The 16,269-nt window shown below is 54.1% G+C and carries 14 protein-coding genes; 12 read left to right on the forward strand and 2 right to left on the reverse strand.

The annotated features are described in order from the left end of the window. The 5 genes from BLP79_RS07640 (at window position 1) to BLP79_RS07660 (ending at window position 5,076) form a co-directional block, all read left to right on the forward strand. Window positions 1-1,155 carry an ABC transporter ATP-binding protein gene (locus tag BLP79_RS07640; protein ID WP_090217829.1) on the forward strand — a complete coding sequence of 385 codons (1,155 nt, stop codon included), beginning with the start codon at window positions 1-3 and terminating at the stop codon, window positions 1,153-1,155. Continuing rightward, window positions 1,152-1,901, forward strand: a complete 750-nt coding sequence (locus tag BLP79_RS07645) for an ABC transporter permease (RefSeq protein ID WP_232716395.1) — start codon at window positions 1,152-1,154, stop codon at window positions 1,899-1,901. Before BLP79_RS07640 ends, BLP79_RS07645 begins: the two co-directional genes overlap by 4 nt. 41 nt (window positions 1,902-1,942) lie before the next feature. Further along, complete coding sequence (locus BLP79_RS07650) at window positions 1,943-2,818, forward strand: glycine betaine ABC transporter substrate-binding protein (RefSeq protein ID WP_090217832.1); 876 nt, start codon at window positions 1,943-1,945, stop codon at window positions 2,816-2,818. A gap of 67 nt (window positions 2,819-2,885) precedes the next feature. Beyond that, a complete protein-coding gene (locus BLP79_RS07655; RefSeq protein WP_157843968.1) occupies window positions 2,886-3,752 on the forward strand; it encodes a nitrilase-related carbon-nitrogen hydrolase in 867 nt (288 codons plus the stop codon). Then, the gene (locus BLP79_RS07660; protein ID WP_157843969.1) at window positions 3,739-5,076 is read left to right on the forward strand and encodes an MmgE/PrpD family protein; all 1,338 of its coding nucleotides are present in this window, start codon (window positions 3,739-3,741) and stop codon (window positions 5,074-5,076) included. Before BLP79_RS07655 ends, BLP79_RS07660 begins: the two co-directional genes overlap by 14 nt. Window positions 5,077-5,138: 62 nt before the next feature. Here BLP79_RS07660 and BLP79_RS07665 read toward each other — a convergent pair whose 3' ends face one another. Then, window positions 5,139-6,485: an NAD(P)/FAD-dependent oxidoreductase gene (locus BLP79_RS07665; RefSeq protein ID WP_090217837.1), complete on the reverse strand. Its 1,347-nt coding sequence runs from the start codon at window positions 6,483-6,485 to the stop codon at window positions 5,139-5,141. A 288-nt stretch (window positions 6,486-6,773) separates the two neighbouring features. Between BLP79_RS07665 and BLP79_RS07670 the strand changes: the two genes are divergently transcribed. From BLP79_RS07670 to BLP79_RS07680, 3 genes are all read left to right on the forward strand, one after another. Beyond that, entirely contained in the window at window positions 6,774-8,003 is a 1,230-nt protein-coding gene (locus tag BLP79_RS07670; RefSeq protein ID WP_090217839.1) for an aromatic ring-hydroxylating oxygenase subunit alpha, read from the forward strand. 1 nt (window position 8,004) lies between these two features. Beyond that, entirely contained in the window at window positions 8,005-9,090 is a 1,086-nt protein-coding gene (locus tag BLP79_RS07675; protein ID WP_090217841.1) for a flavin reductase family protein, read from the forward strand. A 212-nt stretch (window positions 9,091-9,302) separates the two neighbouring features. Further along, a complete protein-coding gene (locus BLP79_RS07680; protein WP_170830464.1) occupies window positions 9,303-10,199 on the forward strand; it encodes a GlxA family transcriptional regulator in 897 nt (298 codons plus the stop codon). On the opposite strand, the gene BLP79_RS07685 is transcribed toward BLP79_RS07680, so the two are convergent. Further along, window positions 10,114-11,139: a GlxA family transcriptional regulator gene (locus tag BLP79_RS07685; protein ID WP_232716397.1), complete on the reverse strand. Its 1,026-nt coding sequence runs from the start codon at window positions 11,137-11,139 to the stop codon at window positions 10,114-10,116. The genes BLP79_RS07680 and BLP79_RS07685 overlap by 86 nt on opposite strands. A gap of 95 nt (window positions 11,140-11,234) precedes the next feature. Here BLP79_RS07685 and BLP79_RS07690 point away from each other — a divergent pair, with 95 nt between their 5' ends. The 4 genes from BLP79_RS07690 to BLP79_RS07705 are packed head-to-tail and all read left to right on the forward strand — an operon-like array spanning window position 11,235 to window position 16,263. Continuing rightward, window positions 11,235-12,485: a sarcosine oxidase subunit beta family protein gene (locus tag BLP79_RS07690; protein WP_090217845.1), complete on the forward strand. Its 1,251-nt coding sequence runs from the start codon at window positions 11,235-11,237 to the stop codon at window positions 12,483-12,485. A gap of 9 nt (window positions 12,486-12,494) precedes the next feature. Next, window positions 12,495-12,773, forward strand: coding sequence for a sarcosine oxidase subunit delta (locus BLP79_RS07695; protein ID WP_090217847.1), 279 nt, complete (start codon window positions 12,495-12,497; stop codon window positions 12,771-12,773). Continuing rightward, window positions 12,770-15,712, forward strand: coding sequence for a sarcosine oxidase subunit alpha family protein (locus BLP79_RS07700; protein WP_090217849.1), 2,943 nt, complete (start codon window positions 12,770-12,772; stop codon window positions 15,710-15,712). The genes BLP79_RS07695 and BLP79_RS07700 overlap by 4 nt, the downstream gene beginning before the upstream one ends. Beyond that, window positions 15,709-16,263 carry a sarcosine oxidase subunit gamma gene (locus BLP79_RS07705; protein ID WP_090217851.1) on the forward strand — a complete coding sequence of 185 codons (555 nt, stop codon included), beginning with the start codon at window positions 15,709-15,711 and terminating at the stop codon, window positions 16,261-16,263. Before BLP79_RS07700 ends, BLP79_RS07705 begins: the two co-directional genes overlap by 4 nt. The last annotated feature ends 6 nt before the right edge of the window (window positions 16,264-16,269 follow it).

Here is a 16,269-nt window from a genome sequence, read left to right on the forward strand (position 1 = left end):
ATGATAAAACTCGAAAAACTCTCCAAAGTCTTTGAAACACCCGGCGGCGGGTCGGTGATTGCCGCTGATCAGGTTTCGATGGAGGTGCCGGAAGGCGAGATCTGTGTTTTGTTGGGACCTTCGGGGTGTGGTAAGACCACAACGCTGAAGATGATCAACGGATTGATCCAAAAGACCAGCGGCAAAATCTGGGTGGCAGGTTGCGACACAGACGAGCAGGATCCGGTGCAATTGCGGCGCAGCATTGGCTATGTGATCCAGCAGATTGGCCTGTTTCCCAATATGACAATCGAAGACAATATCTGCGTTGTTCCCGATCTGTTGGGGTGGGATAAAACAAAGTCGCGTCGGCGTGCAGGTGAGCTGCTAGAGCTTGTGAACCTTGATCCGGGGATCTTTCTGAAACGCTATCCAAAAGAGTTGTCGGGGGGGCAACAGCAACGGGTTGGCGTAATCCGGGCACTGGCCGCCGATCCGCCGGTTTTGCTGATGGATGAACCCTTTGGTGCGATTGATCCGATCAACCGGGCTGTTATTCAGGATGAGTTCCTGAAAATGCAAACAGAACTCCGCAAAACGATTGCCTTTGTCAGCCATGACATCGACGAGGCGATTAAAATGGCGGATAAGATCGCGATTTTCAAAGATGGCGTTTTAGAACAATACGACAGTCCAGATGATCTGTTGGCCCGCCCTGCAAATGATTTCATTGCAAGCTTTTTAGGGCAGGATCGGACTTTGAAACGGCTTAGCCTGTTGCAGGTTCAGGATGTGATGTTTGGTGATCAGGTCAGAGTAATGGCGCGTGATGATCTGGAGAAGGCCCGTGGCCTGATGCGGGAGGTGGGGCACAAGAATATCGTTATGGTCGGGCCGCGTGGACGGGCGCGGGGGTATCTGCACCTGAATGATATTCTGGACAGTACGGGTAAGGTGGAAGAGCATTATCAAGGTTTGCCCGCAACGGTGAACATTCGCGACGACTTGCGGTCAGCCGTTTCAAAGATGTTCCGACACGATACGACCTGGTTGGTCTGTGTTGACGACGAAGGTTTCTTCAAAGGCTCTATCACGCAGCGGGCCATTTCACATGCGTTGGGTGCAACCTATCGGGACAGTGATGTGGCCACGGGCGCCGCTGCGGAAGCTTTATGAAGATGCAGATTCTGCCTCACCAAGAGCGCTTTCGCAGTCGCATAGCCTTTGGGTTGGGGGCTATTCTTGGGATTGGCCTGATGATTGGCGAGCGCGGCTATATCGGAGACACATGGCGGCTTTATTCCGAAGATATCCTGTTTTTGACGGTCCAGCATATCCAGCTGGTTCTTGTCTCTTCTGGGCTTGCGATCCTTGTTGGGGTGCCTGTTGGCATCATGTTAAGCAGACCCCGGATGCAGCGGTATTCAGAAGCCGTTTTGCAAGTGTTTAATATTGGAACCACCATCCCAACGCTTGCGCTTTTGGCCTTGTCGATCACGCTTTTGGGGATTGGATTTGTCCCGGCGGTTTTTGGGCTGTGGGCGGCAACGCTTTTGCCGATTGTGCGCAATGTGTTTCAAGGATTGCGGAGTGTGCCGGACTACCTGAAAGAGGCGGCCACCGGTATGGGGATGACCCCGTTACATATCTTGCGCAGCGTTGAATTACCGAATGCGTTGTTTGTGATTTTTGCGGGTATTCGCACCGCAGTTGCGGTGAATGTGGGTACGGTTCCGCTGGCCTTTTTGATCGGCGGAGGGGGGCTGGGAGAGCTGATTTTCACCGGCATCGATTTGAACGAAATGCAAATGCTGATGGCGGGCGCGATCCCTGTTGCTTTGCTTTCGATTGCTGCGGATTGGATCCTGGCAAAGGCGCAATACTGGCTGATCCCGCGCGGCGTGAACCCGCTGCGCAACTGACTCAAATAAACAATAATCAATCAACCCAACGGAGGATGATCATGTTCAAATCCATCGCAAAAGCTGCTGTTGCAGCGACTGCAGTGCTGGCAGGTGCCGCACAGGCTGCTGACCTTAAAGTCGGCGGGAAAGGTTTCACAGAACAGTTGTTGATTGCAGAAATTACCACGCAATATCTGGAAGCTAAGGGGCATAGCGTCGAGAAAATCGATGGTATGGGCACATCCGTTGTGCGGGCAGCATTGGAAAATGGGCAGGTGGATCTGTATTGGGAATATACGGGTACGTCTTTGATTACCTTCAACAAAGTTGAAGAAAAACTGGACCGTGAAGCAACTTATGCCAAGGTCAAAGAGCTGGACGCAGAGAAGGGTATCACCTGGCTTGCACCGTCAGCGGCCAACAATACCTATGCCCTTGCTGTGCGCGAAAGTGATGATAAGGGCCTGTCAAGCCTGTCTGATCTCGCAACGGCTTATAATGCCGGTAAAAAGGTCAATCTGGGCGTGAACGCTGAATTTCCAAAACGTCCAGATGGTTTGCCCGGTTTGGAAAAAGCCTATGGGTTTGACATTGGCCGCCGGGACATCACACCGATGCAGGGTGGTTTGATCTATCAGGCGCTGAATGAAGGTGAAATTGATGCCGGGCTGGTGTTTGCCACCGATGGGCGGATTGCTGCATTTGGATTTAAGGTTTTGGCAGATGATAAGGGGTTTTTCCCGGATTATGCGCTGACTCCAACGGTGCGCACCGAAGTTCTGGAGGCAAACCCGGAACTGAGTGAGCAATTGAACGCATTGTCGACCTTGATCACGGATGATCTGATGCGCAGCCTGAATGCGCGTGTGGATGTGGAAAAGGTCACCATCGAAGACGTCGCAACCGAGTTCCTGACAGCGCAAGGATTGATCTAAGCGCATAAAAACTCTCCTTTTGTCTGAGCCGACCTCTGTCGTGAGGTCGGCTTTTTGGATGGATCGCATGGATAACCAAGATTTACTGCGCTGCGGCGCCGCGCAGATCGCGCATCGCCCGTTTGCGGGGGATGCATTGTTGAATGCACATCTGGATATGATCGCAAGCGCCGCACAAAAGGGTGTTGGTTTTCTGGTGTTTCCGGAATGCTCACTGACAGGCTACCCTGCAGATTTACAGCAGGCTGCGGCAATGGCATTGCCCGCAGATGATGCACAAATCCTGCAACTGGCAGAGGCTAGTTCAGAGATGGTGAGCGTGATTGGCTTTGTCGAGCGTGGGGCGGATGACAGCCTTTATAACGCGATGGCATGGGTGTTTCGTGGTGCGGTGATGGCGGTGCATCGTAAGATAAATCTGCCAACCTATGGGCGTCTTGTTGAGGGCGAAATTTTTGCGCCGGGGACAGGCACAACGCGGATTCATCTGCCCAATGGGTGGCAATGTGGAGGATTGATCTGCGCCGATTTCTGGGATCCTGGCCTTGCATATCTTTCGGCACTGGCGCGGGATGCGGTGTTGGCGGTGCCATTTGCCTCTACCGAGGAAGCTGTGGGCGACGGGTTTTCCAATGCAGACGGATGGCTGCAAATTCTGCGCAATCATGCGTTGGTCTACGGCATGCCCGTTGTGGCCAGCAATTGGACAGGTGCGTTTGGCGATATGCGGTTTTGGGGCGGTTCGGCCATTGTCGATGCCAAAGGGGATATCGCCGCCTGCGCGGGTCGGGAACCAGATTTGATCCTGGCGGATATTGCGTTGGCAGACACTGAAGCCGCGCGACGGCGCTTGCCAACGATCCGGGATCTGTCGCCTGCGATTTTGAGGGCTGAGATTCAGGGCCTTATGGAGCATGATTATGGCGATCCCTGACCCTTTCTCTTTTTTACAGGATCTGGTGTGGGAGGACATTCCTGCTGATGTGCAAGACTTTGCGCGGCTTTTGCTGTTGGATCTCTTAGGGGTTGGTCTTGCGGGCACAGGGACGGATCTGCACAAAATCGTGCAACGCTACGCCAGTCGCAATCTGCGTGGAGCGTGTTCCGTTTTATTCTGCGATGCTTCGCTTTCACCAGAAGGGGCCGCATTGCTTGGCGCAATGACCATCGATGCAATTGATGCCCATGATGGCCATCGGTTGACAAAGGGGCATGTGGGCTGTGCGGTACTGCCAGCGCTTTTGGCTGCTGTGAGCGATTGTGAGGTTCCGCTTTCGGGGCATCATTTTCTAACATTGTTGGTCGCAGGGTATGAAATTGGATCACGTGCGGGGATGGCGTTGCACCAAACGGCTTGTGACTATCATACAAGTGGGGCGTGGAATGCGATTACGGCGGCGGCGCTTTCTGCCCATGTTATGGGCTTGTCAGAGACAGCTTTTGCCCATGCGATTGGAATTGCGGAATATCATGGCCCGCGCAGTCAAATGATGCGGGTGATTGATCACCCTACGATGTTGAAGGATGGGTCTGGTTGGGGGAGCATGGCGGGTGTTGCTGCAGCCTATCTTGCTGCAGAGGGGTTTACGGGCGCTCCTGCTGTGTCTGTGATGGAGGATGAGGTGCAATCTCATTGGTCTACTCTTGGGCAAGATTGGGAGACCATGCATCAGTATCTGAAAGCTTTTCCGGTTTGTCGTTGGGCGCAACCGGCAGTTCAAGCGGCGCTCGATCTTCAGAAACGTTATAATTTTGCGGCGTCTGATATTGCCGGAGTTCAGGTCAAAACCTTTAGCGAAGGCACGCGGTTATGGACTGGTATTCCAGAGACAACGGAGCAGGCGCAATATGCGATTGGGTTTCCTGTTGCAGCGGCTTTGGTTCGAGGGGAGGTTGGATTGCCTGAAATTTCAGAACAGGCTTTTGCGGACCCTGAATTGCGCGCGGTGCTGGACGCGACACGATTTGAGGCAACAGCTGAGTATGACGCCAAGTTTCCCGCAGAACGTTGGGCAGATATTTCTGTGAAGCTGCAGTCCGGCACCGTGTTATCTGGCGGGCCGACGACGGCCAAAGGCGATCCCGAAACGCAGTTGACGCGTGAAGAGATCATCGTGAAATTCCATCATTTGGGGCGCGCCGTTTGCGCCGCAGATCATCTAAAAGAGATAGAAGCGGCAGTTTTTGCGCTTGATGGCACAACGGTCTCATTTCAGAGATTGTGTGATCTGATTTTTAGGGCGCCTTGTCGTGTATGAAGCCTAAAACACGAAGGGAGGCAGAATGCCTCCTCTTTTGTGTGTTCAAATGGGTCTTGTTGTCAGCTCCAGGGATAGGGGCTGTTGGAAACAGGATGCAGTTTGCCCTCTGCATAGCGGCTGAACCGGAAAGGCTGCAGCAGTGCGGATGTTTCGCCGGTGATCTCCTTGGCCACAAGCTCTCCGACACCGATCATTTTATACCCGTGGTTTGAATCGGCGATAATATAGCAGTTTTCGCGAAACACGTCGAAGACGGGGAAACTGTCCGGTGTGAAGCAGCCTACGCCGCCTGAGGCTTCTTTGTGATATTTTGGCATGGTGCCTGAGAAGCGTTCGTTGCAATGGGCTAGCGCAGAGACCCACATATGGGCGAACTCCGGGGAAGAGACAAATTCCGGGGAGGACGGGCCGTAAGGATCGATTGCGACATCATTTGCAGCCTTTTCAACGGGATAAGGCATAGCGCCGCCCTGAATGCCACCAAAGTTGAAATCGGGTTTATAATAGATACCCCACATGTCTTCGGTGAGAACACTGCCGTCTACGTCAGACAGAAGAGGCGCGTCGGTATCGACGTGAACAACCGGGGGCAATTTCCCGTCGTTGGTTTTGAAACTTTCAGGGTCGACGCGCAAAACGCCTTCCTCCAGCTGCCAGAAGGTCCACATGGGAATGCCGTTATGTACAGCGCCGTCCGCTCCTTTGATGCTGACACTGTCGGGCAGTTCGGCCATGGTCCAGAAATCACGCACCCAAGGGCCTGCGGCAACCACCAGATAGTCACAGGCAATGTGGCCTTTATCCGTGTCAACACCGGTGATGGCAGAGCTGGAGCGATTTGCGCCTTTTAGCCCGGTGACGGTCACGCCTGTGACAATGCGCACGCCCTCCTCTTCGGCCATTTTTGCCAAAGCATAGATCGCGGCTGCATTGTGCGCGTAGCCGCCTTTTTTCTCATGCAGGACAGAAGTGATGTTTTGGGCGCGCCAATCCGAAAAGATTTCTTTCATGTAGGCGGTGCACTCGGCTTCGCCTTCGATGAAGTCAGAGGTGTATCCGATCGCTTGTTGCTCTTTGTAGATTTGAGCCACGTCTTCATGCATGGATTCTGCAGAGATCTGTAGATAGCCAACAGGATTATATTGAAACGCTTCGGCATTGGCTTCCCAATGGGTGACCGAATGAGCCATCAATTCCCGCATGGCAGGTTGGTAATAGTTGTTGCGCACAACACCGCACGCGATGCCAGAGGCTCCGGCTGCGATACCGGATTTATCGATCACAACGATATCTTCACCTGTGCCTTTTCCGCTGGATTTGAGCGATTTTGCCAGATGCAATGCAGTCGAAAGGCCGTGAATACCCGCGCCAATGATCAGATAAGGCACGTTTTGAGGGAAGGACATTGGGGGCTCCGTTTGCTGTTCCGGCCCAGGGCCGATCTGACGGCTAGAATGGGATGTCGCGGGCCCCTGCTTTCAAGAAATCTTGCCGTATATTTTTGAAATTGCGTCAGCCGCACGTCGAAACTGTGGATTTGTTCAACTTGTTTCTTGGCTGTGTCTTATGGTCAATCGGAACGTGCATGGGCAAGTTTGGGGAAGGAGTGATGGAGAATGGCGCAATATCGAAAGTAGGATGATTTGGACCCGTGCTAGGCGTTTGAAAACAACACTATCCAATAGGGTTTTCCAATGTCAGCCATCGATGCCAACAACAGCCTGCGTGTTGCCCTGGACACATGCCAAGAGGGGCATTCGCTGCCGCGTGCGTTCTACAATGACCCAGCGATTTTTCAGTCCGATATGGAGGGGATCTTTTACCGGGAGTGGTTGTTTGCTGCACCAGAGTGTGAATTGCCCAACCCCGGAGATTTTGTGACGCTGACGGTTCATGACGCGCCAATCATTATTTTGCGCGATCAGGATGGGATCATTCGTGCGTTTTATAACTCTTGCCGCCATCGTGGATCACGGTTGTGTAAAAGCCCACGCGGACATACGGCGCGGTTGGTATGCCCCTATCATCAATGGACCTATGAGCTGACAGGAAAGCTGATTTCGACCCGCTTTATGGGGGAGGATTTTGAAGCGGACAAGTTTCCGCTGCGCCCGGTGCATGTGACATCGGTTGAGGGGTTGGTTTATATTTGTCTGGCGCAAACGCCCCCTGATCTTGAGAAATTTCGAGCAGATATAACGCCTTATATTCAACCACATGATCCGCGGCGTACAAAGATTGTACATGAATCCACGATTGTTGAAGACGCCAATTGGAAGCTGGTGATTGAAAACAATCGCGAATGTTATCACTGCGCGGGGGCACATCCGGAATTGCTGGTGTCTTTGGTGGAGATGGCTTTGCCAAATGATGCGCGGTTTGCGGATGAGTTGGCGATTATGGACCAGAAAGCGCGCGATTGGGATGCATTGGGTCTGCCGCATGCGCCGGTCGATGGTGGGCTTGAATATCGCTGTATCCGTCTGCCTTTTCGCGAAGGTGCATTTTCCATGACGTTGGATGGTAAGCCTGCTTGTAAAAAATTGTTGGGTGATCTGGTTGAGCAGGATCTGGGATCAGTGCGGGCGTTTCGCATTCCAAACAATTGGCATCACTTCCTATCAGAGATGACACTTCATTTCCGGGTTTTGCCGCTGGGACCAGATAAAACCGAGGTGCGAACCACTTGGTGTGTGCATGAAGAAGCGCTTGAAGGTTGGGACTATGATGTTGAGCACCTGTCACGTGTCTGGGTCGAAACCAATGCCCAAGACAAAACGCTGGCGGAGGAAAATCAAAAAGGGTCACGCTCTCCTGGGTATGTCCCCGGCCCCTATTCGGAAATGTCCGAATTTATGGTGATTAACTTTACCAAATGGTATCGCAACACGCTTGAAAGCTGGCTGAGTGAGGCGGCTGAGTGATATGAGCGCGTTTGAAATAGACGTGCAGCCCTTTCCCAAAGCGGCTGTACCGGTGCTGCCGTCCGCTTTTGTGTCCTTGCGTCTGGTACAGCGGGTTCAGGAGACTGAAGACACTGTAAGTTTCTTTTTTGATGTTCTGTCACAGCCGATACGGCATTATCCGGGGCAAGCACTGGCGCTGAATTTGCCCATGGCCTCGGGCGTTGCGACGCGAACATTTACGATATGTTCCAATGGCTTGGATGGTAGGCAGGTGGTTTTTACAGTGAAAGCTGGACCCACGGCCTATGCAACGCGTTGGATGCATGATCACCTGAATGTGGGGGATGAACTGGATGCGCGTGGTCCTTTTGGGCAGTTTTCGCTTGTCACCCATCCGGGAACGCCTTTGCTGCTGATTGGAGGGGGCAGCGGTTTTACTCCGATGATGTCGATGCTGCGCTGGCTTTATGAGCGCAGGGAGACAAGTGATGTGGTTGTCGTGCAATCGGCCCGGCGTGTTTGCGATCTGCTCTTTCGGTCAGAGCTGGCAACAATCAGCGCTGAAATGCCGTCTCTTCAGCTGTATGAGGTGGTGAGCGACCCTCAGGCCGGGGAAGCCTGGGCGGGGTATCGCGGCTTTGTGGATCGGGCGATGATCCGCGCCATGGTGCCAGATGTGAGGCATCGCAGCGTGTTTTGCTGTGGGCCCGGCGGGTTCATGGAGCATGTTTCGCGGGTTTTGCGTGCTGAAGGGATGGACCCGGCCCGGTTTTATACCGAAAGCTTTGGGACTGCGCCTGTCGTGACAGAGGCGGAAGGCGAGAGCGTGAAGGCTGAGGGAGATCGGATTGCAGTGTCGTTTCGGGGCCGGACTGTTGATGTGGACCCAAATCAACGATTGAACGTCTCTTTGGCGGGGCAGGGGCTGCGGGTTCCGACGGGATGTGGTGCGGGCCAATGTGGAACCTGCCGATTGAAGCTGACCGTAGGGCGTGTTGAGATGGCGCACAATGGGGGGCTGAGCGCGTTTGAAGAAGCGCAAGGCTACATTTTGGCCTGTTGTTCAACACCGAAAGGTGCAATCGCACTGGAAGACCCTGCCTAGTTGAAACTGCCGGGCAAAGCTGCGTCTGTTCCCTGCCTTTTCGAGGTAGGCCCGAGAGGATATGGTGACGTCGCAGATCCGTGGTTATACTGATACCAGACGTTCATGAAAGTTTGCCAATGCCCAGCTTCCAGAGGTCCGATGTGAAGCCGTCGGAGACAAGACCCCGCCGGGCTGTGATGTTTGAATTTGTGCTCATTGGTGATTTTTCAATGTTGTCTGTGACTGCGGCGATCGAACCGCTACGAGTTGCCAATCGTATGGCGGGTTACACTTGTTATGAATGGTCTATTGTCAGTGAAAATGGCGCGCCCATTCACGCCTCAAATGGATTTGTTCTGGAAAGCCAGGGGCGCATTGGTGAGGCCTCTGTGCCGGATTACACGTTTGTCTGTGCGGGGCTCAGCCTTGAGGCGGAACATCCGACGCGCCTGTCGGCTTTTTTAAACCGCAGGTTGGCAGCAGGTGTCAAACTGGGTGCGATTTCAATGGGGAGTATTTTCCTTGCGCGTGCGGGGCTGCTGAATGGGGTGCGATGTACGGTTCATTGGGAGGGGCTGGCGGCATTTAAGGATCAGTTTCCTGAGATCGAGCTGACGAATTCCATCTATGAGATTGATGGCAATATCATCACCTGTGCGGGGGGAATGTCATCATTTGATATGATGATGGAGATTATTTCGCAGGATCATGATGAGCGGATATTGCGATCTATTGCCAATCAGCTTCAGCTGGACCGTATTCGCTCGAGCGTGGCGGTTCAGTCGCCGGGCAGCGAACATATTCCTGAAACCGCGCCAAAACAATTGCGCCGTGCGGTGGTAATTTTGGCCGAAAATATGGAACATCCGATTTCGCCAAAAGATCTGGCGGTGGTTGTTGGGTCCAGCCGTCGGACGCTTGAACGGTTGTTTGTGAAATATACGGGTATGACTCCGTCAAAGTTTTGCAAAATTCAGCGTCTGGAACGGGCGCGGGATCTGTTGTTGCACAGCAATCTGCCGGTGGTTGATATCGCTGTGATCACGGGATTTCGGTCTGGATCTTATTTTTCCTATTGTTTTTCAGATTATTATTCGGTGCCGCCCTCCTCTTTGAGGCAGAAGTAAATGCGTTATTTCGTGTTGCTGCGGGCGTTTCGTGAAAATGCGTGTGGTAGGCATTGGTAAAGCTGGTGTGGGATGCAAACCCCGTCATATGTGCAATATCCGCCACCGGCATTCTGGTGTTGGTCAATAAGTCTTTCGCCGTTTCCAGCCGAATGATACGATAAGTTTGCATAACGGATTGCGACAGGGCATTGGAAAATTGTCGTTGCAGTTGACGTGGAGAAAGCGCCACGAGATCAGCGATTTGTGACAGATCAAGCGGATCGGCGATATGGCTTTCCATCATTTCGACGGCTTCTTGAACTGCATGAGGCAAGGGGCCGTAGCGTGCGGCAACGCTGGCTTGTTGCGGCGCATTTGAAACGCGGATTTCTGTTTGGATAAACCAATCGCTGATTTTGCGGGCAAAGCTGCTGCCGTGTCTGGCAGAGATCATGGCATACATCATATCCAAAGGGGCTGCGCCACCTGCGCAGGTGTATCGGTCCCGGTCGATAACATAAAGGCGGCGTTCCAAAAGGTAATCTGCAGATTGCGCGCGCATATCCTCTAGATGGTGCCAGTGGATGGTAAAGCGGCGGTTCTGCATCAATCCAGCCCGGGCGAGAAGGGCAGAGCCACCGGAAATGCCGCCAAGAGGGACGTCTGCCCGGTCCAGCTGTCGCAACCATGTAAACAGATTTGCATCGTGAACACGGAGCGGATTGCCACCTGCAACCACAAAAACCAGATCAAATCGATGTCCGGCCTGTGCAAGCGGGATCGTATCGATGTGCCCGGGAAGAGAGGCATTTATGGGTCCGCCGTGACGTGAGATCGGAATGATTTCATAGAGGGGGTCTGGGTTGAACAGGTTTGCAGCCCGTAGGGGTTCCATCGCGGCGGCTGTGCTCATCAGGGCATATCCTTCGAGTAAAAAGAACCCAATCCTTTGTGCCATGTGATGTCCTTTAATCGAAACTATACGTCTCTTTATATTGAGATACGATGTTTTGAGGGTGTTATCCAGTGAGGAAGCAAACACGGAGTGATGTGATGCGTTTCTCGGGGTTCCGAGTGATCAAGGAAGCTCTTACGGGGCACAAGGGATGGGGCAAGTTGTGGCGAAACTGTACGCCCCAGCCTGCGTATGATTTTATCATTGTTGGCGGTGGCGGCCATGGCTTGGCGACGGCCTATTATCTGGCGAAGGTCTTTCGCAAAAGCCGGATTGCTGTCTTGGAAAAAAGCTGGCTGGGGTCGGGCAATATCGGCCGGAACACGACCATTGTACGCTCAAATTATTTGTTGCCGGGCAACCAGCCCTTTTATGAGTTTTCGATGAAGCTCTGGGAAAATATGGAGCAGGATCTGAACTTTAATGCGATGATGTCGCAGCGCAGTATCATCAACCTGTTTCACAGCGACGGCCAGCGGGATGCGTATCGACGTCGGGGCAACGCGATGCATCTGTCTGGTGCAGGCGGAACGCTTTTGTCTGCGGATGAGCTGCGTGAAATTGCACCGTTTTTGAATTTTGATAACGCACGTTTCCCGATCAAAGGCGGTTTACGCCAAGAGCGCGCCGGCACTGCGCGCCATGATGGGGTGGCCTGGGGCTATGCGCGGGCGGCGGATCAGCTGGGTGTTGATCTGATCCAGAATTGTGAGGTGACAGGGTTTCGGCGTGAGGCTGGCAAAGTGGTCGGCGTAGAAACCAGCCGCGGCTTTATCGGAGCAAAAAAGGTTGGCGTGGCGGTTGCAGGGTCTTCGTCGCGGGTCATGGCGGCTGCAGAGATGCGGCTTCCGATGGAGAGCCACGTTTTGCAAGCCTTTGTGACGGAAGGATTAAAACCCACCTTGCCGGGGGTGATTACCTTTGGTGCGGGTCATTTTTATGTGAGCCAGTCGGACAAGGGAGGGCTGGTCTTTGGCGGTGATATCGACGGGTATAACACCTATGCGCAGCGTGGGAATTTGCCGGTGGTTGAAGACGTGATCGAAGGCGGAATGGCCTTGATGCCGATGCTAGGGCGCGCGCGCTTGCTGCGCAGTTGGGGTGGGGTGATGGATATGTCCATGGATGGATCGCCCATCATCGACAAAACCGGGATCGAGGGGCTCTATTTCAATGGTGGGTGGTGTTATGGCGGCTTTAAGGCCACGCCAGCCAGCGGCTATGTATTTGCGCATTTACTTGCAACAGATACCCCGCATGAGGTGGCCTCAGCGTTCCGGTTTGATCGTTTTGCCCGTGGCTATGTGATCGATGAAAAGGGCGTTGGTGCCCAGCCCAATTTGCATTGAGGATTTGATATGCTGATCCCGCACCCGCTTCTTGGTCCGCGCGATGCGCAGGAATTTACCTATCTTGGCGATGCCAGCTTGTTGAACAGGCCCGATCCCGATGCGCCAAACGCTCTAGAGGCGTTTTGTGACTATGTGTTCTTGCGCGATAACCCTGCAGGTGTGCACTGCGAGTTGTGGTTTCATGAGCAGGGGGACCGGTCCTGGCTGGTTGTGACGCGCAATACGCTGACCCATGAAATTTTGGATGTTGAACTTGCCACAGATGTGGCGCGGAGGGGCACATGAGCCGTATCCAAGGCGGTCTTATCAACCGCGATAAACCACTGAATTTCACGTTCAATGGCAAATCGTTCCGGGGATTTGAGGGCGATACGCTGGCCTCTGCCCTATGGGCAAATGATGTGCAATTGATTGGGCGCAGTTTTAAATATCACCGTCCGCGTGGGATTTATTCAGCTGGATCTGAGGAACCCAACGCCTTGGTTGAATTGCGCAGTGGCGCCCGACAGGAACCCAACACGCGCGCGACGGTGGTTGAGCTATTTGAGGGGCTGAGTGCCAAAAGCCAGAACCATGTCGGATCTCTTGATCATGATGTGCTGGCACTGAATGATCTGTTTTCGCCGTTTTTGTCGGCCGGGTTTTATTATAAAACCTTTATGTGGCCGCGGGCGTTTTGGGAGAAGGTTTATGAACCCGCGATCCGGCGTGCGGCGGGCTTGGGCAGCCTGTCGATGGAGGCAGATCCGGATGCCTATGATCGGGGATATCTGCATCCAGATCTTTTGGTGATCGGTGCAGGCGCTGCGGGTTTGATGGCGGCTTTAATGGCAGCACGGGCGGGTGCTGAAGTTGTGGTTGCCGATGACGACAGCCGTATGGGCGGCCGCCTTTTGGCTGAGGGTGGCCTGATTGATGACGCGCCTGCGGTTGACTGGGTTGAAACCGTTTTGGCGGAACTTGGATCATTGCCAAATGTGCGCATGATGCCACGCACCACAGTGTTTGGTGCTTATGACCACGGGATTTTCGGTGCGGTCGAACGGGTTGCGGATCACTTGGCCACTCCAGAAGATCGTGTGCGCCAGACCTTGTGGCGGATAACGGCAAAAGCAAGCATCCTTGCAACCGGTGCAACCGAGCGTCATATTCCTTTTGCAGATAATGACCGGCCGGGCATTTTGCTGTCTGGAGCTGTGCGGGCTTATGCCAATCGATGGGCGGTTGTACCGCACCGACGTAATGACGCGCCTATAGCGATTTTTACCAACAACGACGATGGTCATCGTACCGCGCAAAGCCTGTTGCAGAAAGACGTGCCGCTATTGGGCGTGGTTGATGCCCGATCAGATGCTGAAAGTCATGGAGATTACAAAACCTTTTCGGGAGCAACCGTAACCGGGACCCGTGGGCGCAAAGGAATCAGGGCTGTTCAGATCGCCCACAATGGGCAACGCAACTGGTTGCCATGTGGTGGGCTTGCGGTTTCCGGCGGCTGGAACCCCAACGTCCATCTGGCCTCGCACCACCGGGGACGGCCGCGATGGGATGAGGCCAAGCTTGCTTTTGTGCCGGATGAAAATGCACCAAAGGGGATGTTCATTGCTGGTGCAGCGCGGGGGCAGGGCAGCACAAAAGAGGCTTTGGCAGATGGTCAACGCATTGCCATGACTGTGCTGGATCAGCTTGGCTTTGGACCTGTCAATGTACCGCTGCCGGTTGCAGAAGACGAGGCAGGCGACATTGCACCGATCTGGCATGTGCCCTCGTCAAAACGGGCCTGGGTTGATTTTCAAAACGATGTGACGGTTAAGGATATCAAGCTGGCACATCAGGAGAATATGCGGCCGGTTGAACATCTAAAGCGGTGGACCACATTGGGTATGGCAACCGATCAGGGGAAAACCTCTAATGTGACGGCGCTTGCCGTGATGGCGGAGCTGACGGGGCAAACCCTCCCTGAGACGGGCACAACAATTTTCCGCCCTCCTTATACACCAGTGAGCATGGGGGTTTTGGGCGGTGGAGACACCGGAGCGCATTTTCGCCCGCGTCGGCTGACGCCGAGTGATACATGGGCCAAAACGCAGGGCGCGGTGTTTGTTGAAGCTGGACAGTGGATGCGGGCGCAGTATTTCCCGCGTTCAGGGGAAACCCATTGGCGCCAAACCGTTGATCGCGAAGCATTGGCGGTGCGTTCTGGGGTTGGGATCTGCGATGTGACCACGCTTGGCAAGATCGATGTTCAGGGGGCGGATGCAGGTGAGTTTCTGAATCGGGTCTACGCCAATATGATGGGCACGCTGAAAGTGGGCATGGTGCGCTACGGGCTGATGCTGCGCGAGGACGGGCATTTGTACGATGATGGCACCTGCGCGCGGCTTGCAGAACAGCACTATGTTGTCACCACAACCACGGCCAATGCGGGGATTGTGTATCAACGTATGGAATTTGCACGTCAGTGTCTGTGGCCAGAGTTGGATGTGACCCTCATCTCTACGACAGATGCATGGGCGCAGATTGCGGTTGCTGGGCCTAAATCGCGGGCGTTGCTGGAGCGTCTTGTGGATGACGCTGACATCTCAAATGAAGCGTTTCCGTTTATGGCGTGCCAAGAGGTGACGGTGTGCAACGGGCTGCGCGCGCGATTGTTCCGGATCTCATTTTCGGGGGAATTGGCCTACGAGCTGGCGGTGCCTGCCCGCTATGGCAATGCCTTGATGGAGCGTTTGATGGAACAGGGGCAGGATCTGGGAGTGACGCCTTATGGCACGGAAACACTGGGTGTTTTGCGGATCGAAAAAGGGCATGCCACCGGCAATGAACTGACGGGCCAAACCACGGCGGCCATGTTGGGGCTGGGGAAGATGGTTTCTGTCAAAAAGGATTCTATCGGAGCAGTTATGTCGCGCCGCGAAGGTCTGGCGGCTGATAAACGCCGTTTGGTGGGGTTTGAACCGATCGATGCCGCTGATCCGATCACAGCGGGTGCACATTTGATCAAGCCGGGAGAGGCAATGGATCTTGCACATGATCAGGGCTGGATTACCTCGGCGGCGTACTCTCCTCATGTCGGGTCCGCCATTGGGATTGGCTATCTGGAAGAGGGCGACCAGCGCATGGGGGAAGAGCTGATCGCGGCGAACCCGTTGGAGGGGCAAAATATTCCGGTTCGTGTTGTGTCAGCTCATTTTATTGATCCAAAAGGGGAGCGTTTGCGGTGACTGATCTCATTTCGATAACCGCGCTGGGGTCTTCGACGCCCTGCCATCACACTTTTGGGGCCTATAGGTTACGTGAAAACAGTGGTTTGGCGCTTGCCTCATTTGCGGTGGCGCAAGGGGATGTTGTACCTGCGCCCTTTGGTTTGGATTTGCCCGAAGCAGGAGGCTTTTCAACGCAAGGGGCTTATGCGGCGTTCTGGACCGGACCCAATCAATGGATGATCGAAGGCGCGGGGCTGGCGGAGACCGATTTTGCGCAAGCCCTGCGCGCTGAAACCGCTGAGGCGCGCGTGACAGAGCAAACGGATGGCTGGGTGGCCTTTGATATTCTGGTGGAAGAGGGGGCGCAGATGGCACCTTTGTTGGCGCGGATCGTCAACCTGCCACAAAGCGCGCTTGCACCGGGGGGCGCGGTGCGTACCGGGTTTGACCACATGAGTGTTTTTGTCATCCGCCGTTCTGATACACATCTTTCTGTCATTGGCATGCGCAGCCTGGCTGCGACCCTTTGGCATGCTTTGGAAACTGTTATTAAACGTTTGGAAACATAGGAGAGA

Source organism: Epibacterium ulvae, from assembly GCF_900102795.1.
GTDB classification, from domain to species: Bacteria; Pseudomonadota; Alphaproteobacteria; order Rhodobacterales; family Rhodobacteraceae; genus Epibacterium; species Epibacterium ulvae.

Coding starts and splice junctions, on each gene's coding strand:
- BLP79_RS07640 (WP_090217829.1), top strand. CDS start 1: ATGATAAAACTCGAAAAACTCTCCAAAGTCTTTGAAACACCCGGCGGC.
- BLP79_RS07685 (WP_232716397.1), bottom strand. CDS start 11,139: ATGGCACAAAGGATTGGGTTCTTTTTACTCGAAGGATATGCCCTGATG.
- BLP79_RS07675 (WP_090217841.1), top strand. CDS start 8,005: ATGAGCGCGTTTGAAATAGACGTGCAGCCCTTTCCCAAAGCGGCTGTA.
- BLP79_RS07670 (WP_090217839.1), top strand. CDS start 6,774: ATGTCAGCCATCGATGCCAACAACAGCCTGCGTGTTGCCCTGGACACA.
- BLP79_RS07690 (WP_090217845.1), top strand. CDS start 11,235: ATGCGTTTCTCGGGGTTCCGAGTGATCAAGGAAGCTCTTACGGGGCAC.
- BLP79_RS07700 (WP_090217849.1), top strand. CDS start 12,770: ATGAGCCGTATCCAAGGCGGTCTTATCAACCGCGATAAACCACTGAAT.
- BLP79_RS07665 (WP_090217837.1), bottom strand. CDS start 6,485: ATGTCCTTCCCTCAAAACGTGCCTTATCTGATCATTGGCGCGGGTATT.
- BLP79_RS07695 (WP_090217847.1), top strand. CDS start 12,495: ATGCTGATCCCGCACCCGCTTCTTGGTCCGCGCGATGCGCAGGAATTT.
- BLP79_RS07660 (WP_157843969.1), top strand. CDS start 3,739: ATGGCGATCCCTGACCCTTTCTCTTTTTTACAGGATCTGGTGTGGGAG.
- BLP79_RS07680 (WP_170830464.1), top strand. CDS start 9,303: ATGTTGTCTGTGACTGCGGCGATCGAACCGCTACGAGTTGCCAATCGT.
- BLP79_RS07655 (WP_157843968.1), top strand. CDS start 2,886: ATGGATAACCAAGATTTACTGCGCTGCGGCGCCGCGCAGATCGCGCAT.
- BLP79_RS07645 (WP_232716395.1), top strand. CDS start 1,152: ATGAAGATGCAGATTCTGCCTCACCAAGAGCGCTTTCGCAGTCGCATA.
- BLP79_RS07650 (WP_090217832.1), top strand. CDS start 1,943: ATGTTCAAATCCATCGCAAAAGCTGCTGTTGCAGCGACTGCAGTGCTG.